The sequence below is a fragment of the Bifidobacterium aerophilum genome (genome assembly GCF_010667685.1).
GTDB lineage: Bacteria > Actinomycetota > Actinomycetes > Actinomycetales > Bifidobacteriaceae > Bifidobacterium > Bifidobacterium aerophilum.
The window spans coordinates 20,058-29,197 of the sequence record NZ_WHZW01000028.1 but is presented as its reverse complement, the minus strand read 5'-3'; the positions used below and the strand labels follow the sequence as shown (position 1 = coordinate 29,197).

General features: G+C 64.5%; 5 protein-coding genes. 2 read left to right on the top strand and 3 right to left on the bottom strand.

Annotation, left to right across the window (positions count from 1 at the left end; translation table 11 throughout):
• Positions 1-428 precede the first annotated feature (428 nt).
• Positions 429-1,184 (top strand): SIR2 family NAD-dependent protein deacylase, encoded by a 756-nt coding sequence (locus GFD25_RS10995; RefSeq protein WP_163232798.1) that lies wholly within the window; start codon positions 429-431, stop codon positions 1,182-1,184.
• 268 nt (positions 1,185-1,452) lie between these two features.
• On the opposite strand, the gene ilvA is transcribed toward GFD25_RS10995, so the two are convergent.
• Together ilvA and GFD25_RS10985 are read right to left on the bottom strand one after the other, a co-directional pair.
• Positions 1,453-2,718 (bottom strand): threonine ammonia-lyase, encoded by a 1,266-nt coding sequence (gene ilvA / locus GFD25_RS10990; protein WP_163232796.1) that lies wholly within the window; start codon positions 2,716-2,718, stop codon positions 1,453-1,455.
• Between the two features lie 123 nt (positions 2,719-2,841).
• Complete coding sequence (locus GFD25_RS10985; RefSeq protein WP_163232794.1) at positions 2,842-4,668, bottom strand: glycoside hydrolase family 13 protein; 1,827 nt, start codon at positions 4,666-4,668, stop codon at positions 2,842-2,844.
• Between the two features lie 244 nt (positions 4,669-4,912).
• On the opposite strand from GFD25_RS10985, the gene GFD25_RS10980 reads away from it, so the two are divergent.
• Complete coding sequence (locus tag GFD25_RS10980; RefSeq protein WP_163232791.1) at positions 4,913-6,112, top strand: ROK family protein; 1,200 nt, start codon at positions 4,913-4,915, stop codon at positions 6,110-6,112.
• Positions 6,113-6,658: 546 nt separating this feature from the next.
• On the opposite strand, the gene GFD25_RS10975 is transcribed toward GFD25_RS10980, so the two are convergent.
• Entirely contained in the window at positions 6,659-9,013 is a 2,355-nt protein-coding gene (locus GFD25_RS10975) for an alpha-galactosidase (RefSeq protein WP_163232789.1), read from the bottom strand.
• Positions 9,014-9,140 lie beyond the last annotated feature (127 nt).

The window sequence follows — 9,140 nt, the reverse complement described above, 5'->3', positions numbered from 1 at the left end:
AAGGGAATGAACTGGCAATCATTGACTATAAAGAAGTAGTACAAACACGCTCTTGAGTTCTCAAACCACCACCACACACCGACCAACCCGGGACAACCACAAGGGAAGAACCCGAACCGCTCAGCGGCAGCGAGTGAAAAACTTACACCACCCCGCCGGCAAACGCAAACCCACTCCAGACCGACAACCCAAAAACCCAACAAACACAACGCCATCATCGGCGTGTCGCACACACGCAAAACACAGTTCCAACATCAGCATAGAGGATCAAAAACGTCGTCCCGGCCACCCAATTCACCCTGCGGACGGCGTGTCGCGACAGTTCAGCCACAGATCAGCCACGCATCAACCACAGATCAGCCACCGGTCAACCGCCATTCACCATCGCTACGCCGCGGTCGAAACGCAAGCGGCGTATACCTGTAGATATGACAAAGAACATCGCAGTACTCACCGGAGCCGGCATCTCCACATCCGCCGGCATCCCCGACTTCCGCGGTCCGGACGGCGTCTGGACCAAGCACCCCGAACAGATGAGCGTCTACGACATCGACGCGTTCCTCACCGACAAGGAGGAGCGCGAGTATTCCTGGCGCTGGCAGAAGGAATCCCCCGTCTGGAACGCACAGCCCGGAACCGCACACAAGGCGCTTGTCAAACTGGAGAAGGCGGGACTGCTCACGCTGCTCGCCACGCAGAACTTCGACGCGCTGCATGAAAAGGCCGGCAACTCGTCGGACGTCATCGTGAACCTGCACGGCACGATCGGCACCTCGCATTGCATGAAATGCCATCAGAAATACGACACGGCCGACATCATGAACCGGTTGGACGAGGAACCGGATCCGCATTGCCATCGCAGGCTGCCATATAACGGAAACATGCCGTGCAACGGGCTTATCAAAACCGACGTGGTGTATTTCGGCGAACAGCTGCCGGACGGCGCGATGGAGAAGTCGATGAAGCGCGTCACCGAAGCCGACGAATTCTGGGTGATCGGATCGACGCTTGAAGTGTTCCCGGCCGCATCGCTGGTTCCGGTGGCCGCACAAGCCGGCGTGCCGATCACGATCATGAACATGGGACGCACCCAGTACGACCGACTGGCTACCCGACTGATCCACGACGACATCGCCGTCGCGCTGCCCAAGCTCGTCGACGAGACGATCGCCGCAGCGCAATAATCGCGGTGGCGGGGCAACTCGCCATCACATTCCGGGTTTTGCCCCGCGAAGAGGTACCCCAGCGGGGCAAAACCCGGAACTTATGTGCATGATGCCTCGCCAAGTGCCTTGCCCGCGGGGCAGAACCCGGAAACCATACGCCATGCGCCCCGCCAAACCGCCGAACCACCTCTTAACAGGGCAAAATCCGGATCACATAATAATCACATAATAGTTGCGCCCCGCGGGAACAATCCCAGCGGGGCGCAGCACTCTTAATCAGCGCGGATCAGTAAATGCGCTTCGGCTGGAATCCGGCAGCCTTCAGCGCGGCGAGGATCCGGTCGATGTGATCCGGGCCGTTCGTCTCGACCGTCACATCGAGCGCGACCGCGTTCGTGTAATGGCCGGACGCCTTGAACTGGTCGTGGTCCAACGCGATCACGTTCGCGCGCTCGTTGGCGAGCAGCGTGGCGACCTTGACGAGCTGGCCGGGCACGTCCGGCAGCTCGACCTCAAAGTTCATGATGCGGCCACGCGCGATCATGCCCTTTTGAATCACCGCGCCCATGGTCACGGTATCGATGTTGCCGCCCGACATGATCGGCACGACCACATGCGGCCCCGGCGCCGACGCGAACTTGCGCGAGCGCAGGTTCAGGTGCTCCAACGCGGCCAGCGACACCGCGCCGGCGGCTTCGACCACGAGCTTGTGCTTTTCGAGCATGAGCAGGATCATCTCGTTGATGTCGCGCTCGGTGACGGTCACGAGATCGTCGAGGAACTCGTTGATGAACGCGAACGGCAAGTCGCCGGGGTGCTTGACCGCGACGCCCTCGGCCGAGGTGACGACCTGGTCGGCCGGGGTCACGCGTCCGGCCGCCAGCGATTCCTTCCACGCCGGCGAGCCCTCCGGAATCGCGCCGATCACGCGCACCTGCGGTTTGAACGTCTTGATGGCGAGCGCCACGCCGGCGCCAAGCCCGCCGCCGCCGAGCGGCACGATCACGTCGGTGACGTCCGGCACGTCTTCAAGGATCTCCATGCCGATCGTGCCCTGGCCGCAGATGACCTCGTAGTCGTCGAACGGCGGCACGTAGATCATGCCCTGCTGTTCGCTCAGTTCGAGCGCATGCGCGGCGGCCTCGTCGAACACATCACCGTAGAGCACCACGTCGGCGCCGTACGCCTTGGTCGCATCGACCTTGAGCGGCGGGGTGATGGTCGGCATGCAGATCGTCGCCTTCGCGCCGCGTTCGCGGGCCGCATAGGCGACGCCCTGCGCGTGGTTGCCGGCGGAGGCGGTGACGATGCCGCGGGCGAGTTCCTCGTCGGACAGCGAGGCGATCTTGTTGTACGCGCCGCGGATCTTGAATGAGCCGGTGACCTGCAGGTTCTCGGGCTTGAGAAGAATCTTGTGTCCGGTCATGTCGGACAGGACCGGCGAGGGGATGATTTCGGTGTGACGAGCGGTCCCCTTCAACCGTTCGGCGGCGAGCTTCAATTCGGCCGCATGGTCACGCTGCAGTGCTTTGAGGACGTCTTTTTGTTCCATGTGCGTTATTGTATGCGCCGCTCTGGGCGAGGGACGTGAAGTGTCCATCCCGCCCAGAGCTTGCCTGTAGCCTGCATGGAATCTGCAGGCTACACGCGGTTCACAGAGCTTGCCTGTCGACCGTCACAGACGAACGACCACGCCTTGCCAGGTGGCGAGTTCGCGCTTGGCCAGCGACGCGACGGCCTCCGCGGCGGTGCCGGTGGCGATCACGACCGCATCCTCGGTCACGGCGTCCAGTCCGTCCAGCAGTGCGGCGGATTCGGCCGGAACGTCGACCGTGCGTCCGGACAAGTTGACGACCGTCAGCAGACGTTCGCCGTCCAGTTCGCGCACGAACGCGTACACATGCTCGTCGTCCGCGTCGATCAGCTGCCAGCTGCCGGCGGAGACGACCGGGTTGTCGTGGCGCAGCGCGATCAGCTTCTTGTAGAACGCGTACACCGAGTCAGGATCGTCGAATTCGCCGGCGGCGTTGATCTCCGCGCAGTTCGGATTGACGGAGATCCACGGTTCGGTCGCGGCGTCGGGAGCGGTGAAGCCGGCGTACTTGGACGCGTCCCACTGCATCGGGGTGCGGGCGTTGTCGCGGCTGCGGGCGGCCAGGCCCACCAGCATAGACTCGGCGTCCTGCACCTTGGCCTCCTCGACGCGCTGGCGGAACGCGTTGAGCGATTCGAGGTCGCGGTACTGGTCGAGGCGGGTGAAGTGGGCGTCGGTCATGCCGAGTTCCTCGCCCTGGTAGACGTACGGGGTGCCGCGGTGCATGTGCAGCATGAGGCCGAGGGCCTTGGCGGAACGCACGCGGTTCTCCTCGGAGGAGTCGTCGCCCCAGCGGGACACGACGCGCGGCTGGTCGTGGTTGCCGGTGAACAGGCTCGCCCAACCGGCATCGGCCACGGCGGTCTGGTAGCCGGCCATGATGCGCTTGAGCTCGGGCAGGTCGAGCGCGCGCGGCTTCCACTTGACGCCGTCGCAGTCGAAGTCGACGTGCTCGAACAGGAACAGCATGTCAAGTTCGCCGTTGGCCGGATCGGTGATGTGCTCGTTGCGCTGCGCGGTGATGCCGGGAGCCTCGCCGACGGTCATGAAGCCGTCGCGGCCCTCGAACACCTCGCGGCGCATTTCGGCCAGGAACTCGTCCTGACGCGGCCCGTCCGCGCAGAACGGGTTCGGGTTCGAGTAGCCTTCCTCGCCGACCGGCAGGTCGTCGATTTCGGAACCGGCCTCGCCCGGCAGCTTGCCGTTCGGGTCGAGGCGCTTGGAGATGAGCGTGATGACGTCCATGCGGAAGCCGTCGACGCCGCGATCCAGCCACCAGTTCATCATGTCGTACACGGCGCGACGCACGGCCGGGTTCTCCCAGTTGAGATCGGGCTGCTTCTTCGAGAACTGGTGGAAGTAGTATTCGCCGCGCTCCGGCACGTACTCCCAGGCGGAACCGCCGAAGTACGAGCCCCACTGGTTCGGTTCGGCGCCGGGGGTGCCGGGTTCGTGGCCCGGACGGGCCGGACGCCACCAGTACCAGTCGGCGTGCTCGTCGTCCTTGTTCTTCGACGCCTCGAACCACGCGTGCTCGTCGGACGTGTGGTTGACGACGAGGTCCATCACGATCTTGATGCCGCGCTTGTGCGCTTCGGCGAGCAGCTCGTCCATGTCGTCGAGCGTGCCGAACAGCGGGTCGATGTCGCGGTAGTCGGAGATGTCGTAACCGTTGTCGTCCTGCGGGGACTTGTAGACCGGGGACAGCCACAGCACGTCGACGCCGAGGTCGGCGAGGTAGTCGAGACGGTTCGTGATGCCCTTGAGGTCGCCGAATCCGTCGCCGTTCGTGTCCTGGAACGAACGCGGGTAAATCTGATAGACGACCGCGTTCGTCCACCACGGGTTCGGGGTCGCGCCGTTCGTGCGGATCGAATCGGGCAGTGCGGGTCGGTTGAATGAGGTCATGTCGGCTCCTTTGCTGATCTGCTGCGGTGCGCCGGTTCGGACTGGCGGGCTCTTCGGACGGCTGCCGAACGGGTCCGCCTGGCAACCCGGCGACTGGTGTCAGGTTCCAGCGTACGGCCCGCATAATTTCATTCCCATTCGGGCTTGCGGTGGGTGTGGCGGAAAGAAAACCGGTTCGACAGCGGCGGCCGGTCGGCTCGCGCGCTCTGCTACGCTCGGATTGGCGGACGAACAGGGAGGCAGCATGACGCATGAGTTTCCGCAATGGTTCGAGGGATCGGAATACATGCACCGCGTGGCGAAGGCGATCGCAAAGCACGGGCCGATCGCACGTACCACGCTCGCGCAGCTGCTGGGACTGTCTCAGGGCGCGCTGTCGCGCATCACCGGCGATCTGATCTATGCGGGCGTGATCGAGGAGCTGCCCGCGGACGCGGTGACGCGAGGACCGTTGCCGCAGGGATTCGTCGCGAAGGAAAGCTCGGACCGGCGCGGCCGACCGCAGACCGCGTTGGCGTTGTGCGCGAACGCGCGCACGTTCATCGGCATCAAGGCGCAGGGCACGTCGGCGATCGCCGCCGCGGTGAACGCACATGGCGAAGTCGTGTCGGGTCGGCATGACGGCACGTTCCCGGATCGCACGCCCGAGCAGGTGGTCGAAACGCTGGCGCGACTGGTGCGCGAATGCCAGACGGACATCGCCGCGACGCCGCTGCCGGCACCGACCGCGGTGGGAGTGGCGATCGGCGGCCACGTGACGGATGACTCCGTGGTCACGTTCGCGCCGTTCCTGCGCTGGGATCATGATGTGGATCTGGGCTCGATGCTTGAGAACGCGACCGGACTGCCGTGCAGCATATACAACGACATCGATTCGCTGCTGGTGGACGCGAGCTGGTTCGGACCGGGTGTCGGACTGGAGGCGTTCGCCGTGCTTACGATCGGAGTGGGCGTGGGGTATTCGCTGGCGATGCGCGGCGAGCCGGTCACGTATCCGGACAAAAGCTACGGCCTGCTCGGCCATGTGCTGGTCGATCCCGAGGGTCCGCGCTGCACTGCCGGCCATATCGGCTGCGCGCAGTGCCTGACCGATGATTCGCTGGCGAACCAGTATTCGCGCATGATCGGGCGGGCGTGCACGTTCGACGATTTCGCGCGCGATGCGCGGGCCGGACTGCCGCAGGCGATGCAGTTGGTCGATCTGACGTGTTTCCGACTTGGTTCGCTGATCGCGACGATCGCGAACATCGCGATGCCGTCGAAGGTGATGGTCGCCGGCGAATCGGCGTTCCTGGCGAAGATGAGCATCGATTCGATCCGTGACGGCATCAACCGGTATCGGCACAATCAGGCCGCCCCGGTGCAGTTCACGGTGGTCGATCACGATTGGCAGCTGTGGGCGAAGGCCGCCGCGTCGCGCGTCATCGCGCGGTATATCGGCTGATGATGGCCGAGACGAGCCACATATCGTGGACGATCGCCGATTATCCACGACTGCAATGGATAATGCCGACATCTTGCGCACGCGGCAGTACCCGATTTCTTGCGCGCATTGGTTCTCGCCCGTATTCGTGGCGATGATCGTGGATTTTTGTCACGAAATGAGCATTTCGCCAATATTGTGATGGTGAGACAGATTTTCTGTCTCACCATCACGATTCGCGAGCAAAATCACTCGTTGTGACAGAAACGATAATTGTGGGATCTATGGAAAATCAAGGATCTCGCAAATCAGTCACCATTCATCGGCATACGGCATCTGTCACACATTGGCGATGCGGCCATTTGTGCGATTTCGAGACAGAAAACCCGCCCGCATTCGCTTCGAACCGGGCAAAGCGGCAGAGCTTGTACGTCTGCCTCACTGCAATGAACAGCACGGACTGCGCCGGCTGAGCCGTCAAGCGGGAAGCACAGAGTGCTTCCCGTAGGCGAAGCGAGCGGGCGCGCCACAGGCGCCCGCGAAGGCATCCGACGCAGGACGGACCGTTCACTGCCGAATGGCGGTGAACAACACGGACTGTGCCGGATGCAGCGACGGCGGCCGCAGTCCGTAGGCGGCGAGCGCGGCGCCGCTCATGAGCACGCCGTCCTCGGTCCACCATCCGAGCGGAGACTGTCCGTTGCCGATGCCAAGACCGTCCAGATCAAGGTCGAGCCACAGCGGCTGGATGCGATACGTGCCTTCCGGGTCGAGTCCGGGCACGCGGATCGGCGCGGCAGGATACGTGTCCGAGGTCGTGACCTGCGTGAACCGGTAGAACGCGGCGGACTTGTCCGGTTTGACCATGCCGTCCACGCGCACCGCCGGATCGGCCGCATCCGTGTGCACGCAGGTGTCCACGGCGAACCATTCGCGATGCTTCTTGAATTCGGCGATCCATTCGCCGAGCTTGGCCACGTCCTCGTCCGGTTCCTTGAGCAGGTTCCATTCGACGCCCATGTGCCCGAAGAACGCCATCGCCATACGCAGTTCCTGGCTGGTGGCGCGCTTCGTGGAGTGCGCGGGGCTGGCGCCGACGTGCTCGCCCATCATGAACGGCGGTACGAGCAGCGACGTGTACCTCTGGATCTCCACTCGTTCCAGCGGGTCGACGCAGTCGGACACCCAGATGCGGTCGGCCACTTCGAGGATGCCGAGGTCGACGCGTCCGCCGCCCGACGAACAGCTTTCGATTTCGAGTCCGGGGTGCGCGGTCTTCAGATCGCGGAAGATGCGGTACACGGCGAGGGTCTGCGCGTGCACGGCCGGACGGCCGGCGCGCGGGCTGACCGCTTCGGTGACGAGCTTGTTGTGGTCCCACTTGATGTAGTCGATACCGAGTTCGCCGACGAGACGGTCCATGCATCCGTACACGTAGTCGTAGGCGTCCGGGTTCGTCAGATCGACGACCTGCTGCGAGCGTCCCTGCATCGGCAGTCGGTTCGAAGTCGGACGCAGCACCCAGTCGGGGTGGTCGCGCATCAGCTCGGATTCGACGTTGGCCATTTCGGGTTCGAACCACAGGCCGAACTCCATGCCTTTGCCATGCACGTAGTCGGCAAGCGCGCGCAGGCTCTTCGGCCCGTCCGGCCAGATGTCCTGCGCGATCTGCCAGTCGCCGAGGCCGCTGGTGTCGTCTCGGCGCGAGCCGAACCAACCGTCGTCGACGACGAACCGTTCGACGCCGATCGCCGCGGCCTTGTCGGCGAGCGCGGTCAGCGTGTCGTAGTTCTGGTTGAAGTACACGGCCTCCCAGGTGTTGAGGATGACCGGTCGTGGCTTGTCGGGCACGCCGATCGCGTCGCGGAATTCGCGATGGACGCGGCGCAGGTAGTCGTGGAAGCGTGCGGCGACCTCGTTGAGGCCGTGTCCGTACGATCCGTAGACCCACGGGGTCGTGTACGTCACGTCATCGGACGAGTCACCGGATGCCGCGACGGCACCGGCGGACGGCAGCGTGACCTCGCCGCCGAGCAGGATCTCGCCGCCGCCGAGCAGTCCGGTCGTGTAGGGCAGTCGCTCGGCGGACAGGACGCTGTTGCCGCTCCAGCCGACGTGGACGGAGTACACGTCGCCGCGTTCGAAACCGAATCCGGGGGTGCCCGCGGACAGCAGCAGGCTGGCGTCGAAGTCGGGGCGGCCGGTCATGGAGAGTTTTTCGAAACGGCCGACGGTGAGTGGCTGGCGCTGCGGATGGCGTTCGCGCAGGTGATGGCCGGTGGTGGTGAGGATCTCGCTCGCGTCGGCGGGCAGCGGGAAGCCGAGTTCGATGCGGCCGATTTCGAGTTCACCGCCGCCGAGGTTGGCTACTTCGAGACGTTGGCGGATCAGTCCGGATTCGTCGAGCTCGCATGTCCAGACGATGCCGACGCCCTGTTCGGGATCCTTCGCCTCGACGACGACGGTCGGGACCGGGCCGGGTTCGTTCGCCAGCTGGTCGCCGACGGTGACATGGCCGGACTGACCGGTCCGCTCGGCCGGGACCGTCGCGGCGGGCGCGGTCTGCCGGCTGACCGCGGCGGCGGTGACGGCCTCGACCTGGAATCCGCAGTGCAGTTCGACGCCGTCGCGGCGCACTTCGAAACGCGGCGCGCCGATCCAGGATTCGGCCTGGGTGGGCAGGACGGATGGCCAGACGGTGTCGTCAAGACCGCCGGTGACGCGCTGCGGCCGCAACGCGTCGTACAGGCCGATGACGGTACCGGGGTCGGCGAGCGGGCGTCCCCAATGGACGAATCGCGGCATGCCGTCGCCGGGGAAGATCAGCGCGAAGGCGACGTTCGCCTCGGACTGCTCCGCATAGACGGCGGTCAGGTCGGTGCCGTCCGCGGCGATGCCTTGGAACTGTTGGATGAGCGGCATTGCTTTCCCTTTCCGTATGTAATCCCGTATGTAATTCCGTATGCAATGGAAAACCGTGTGCTGGTACCGATGGTACGGCAGCGGCTTTTCCTTGCCTCGGCGCGGAGTGTCCGCCGTTGCTGGAAAG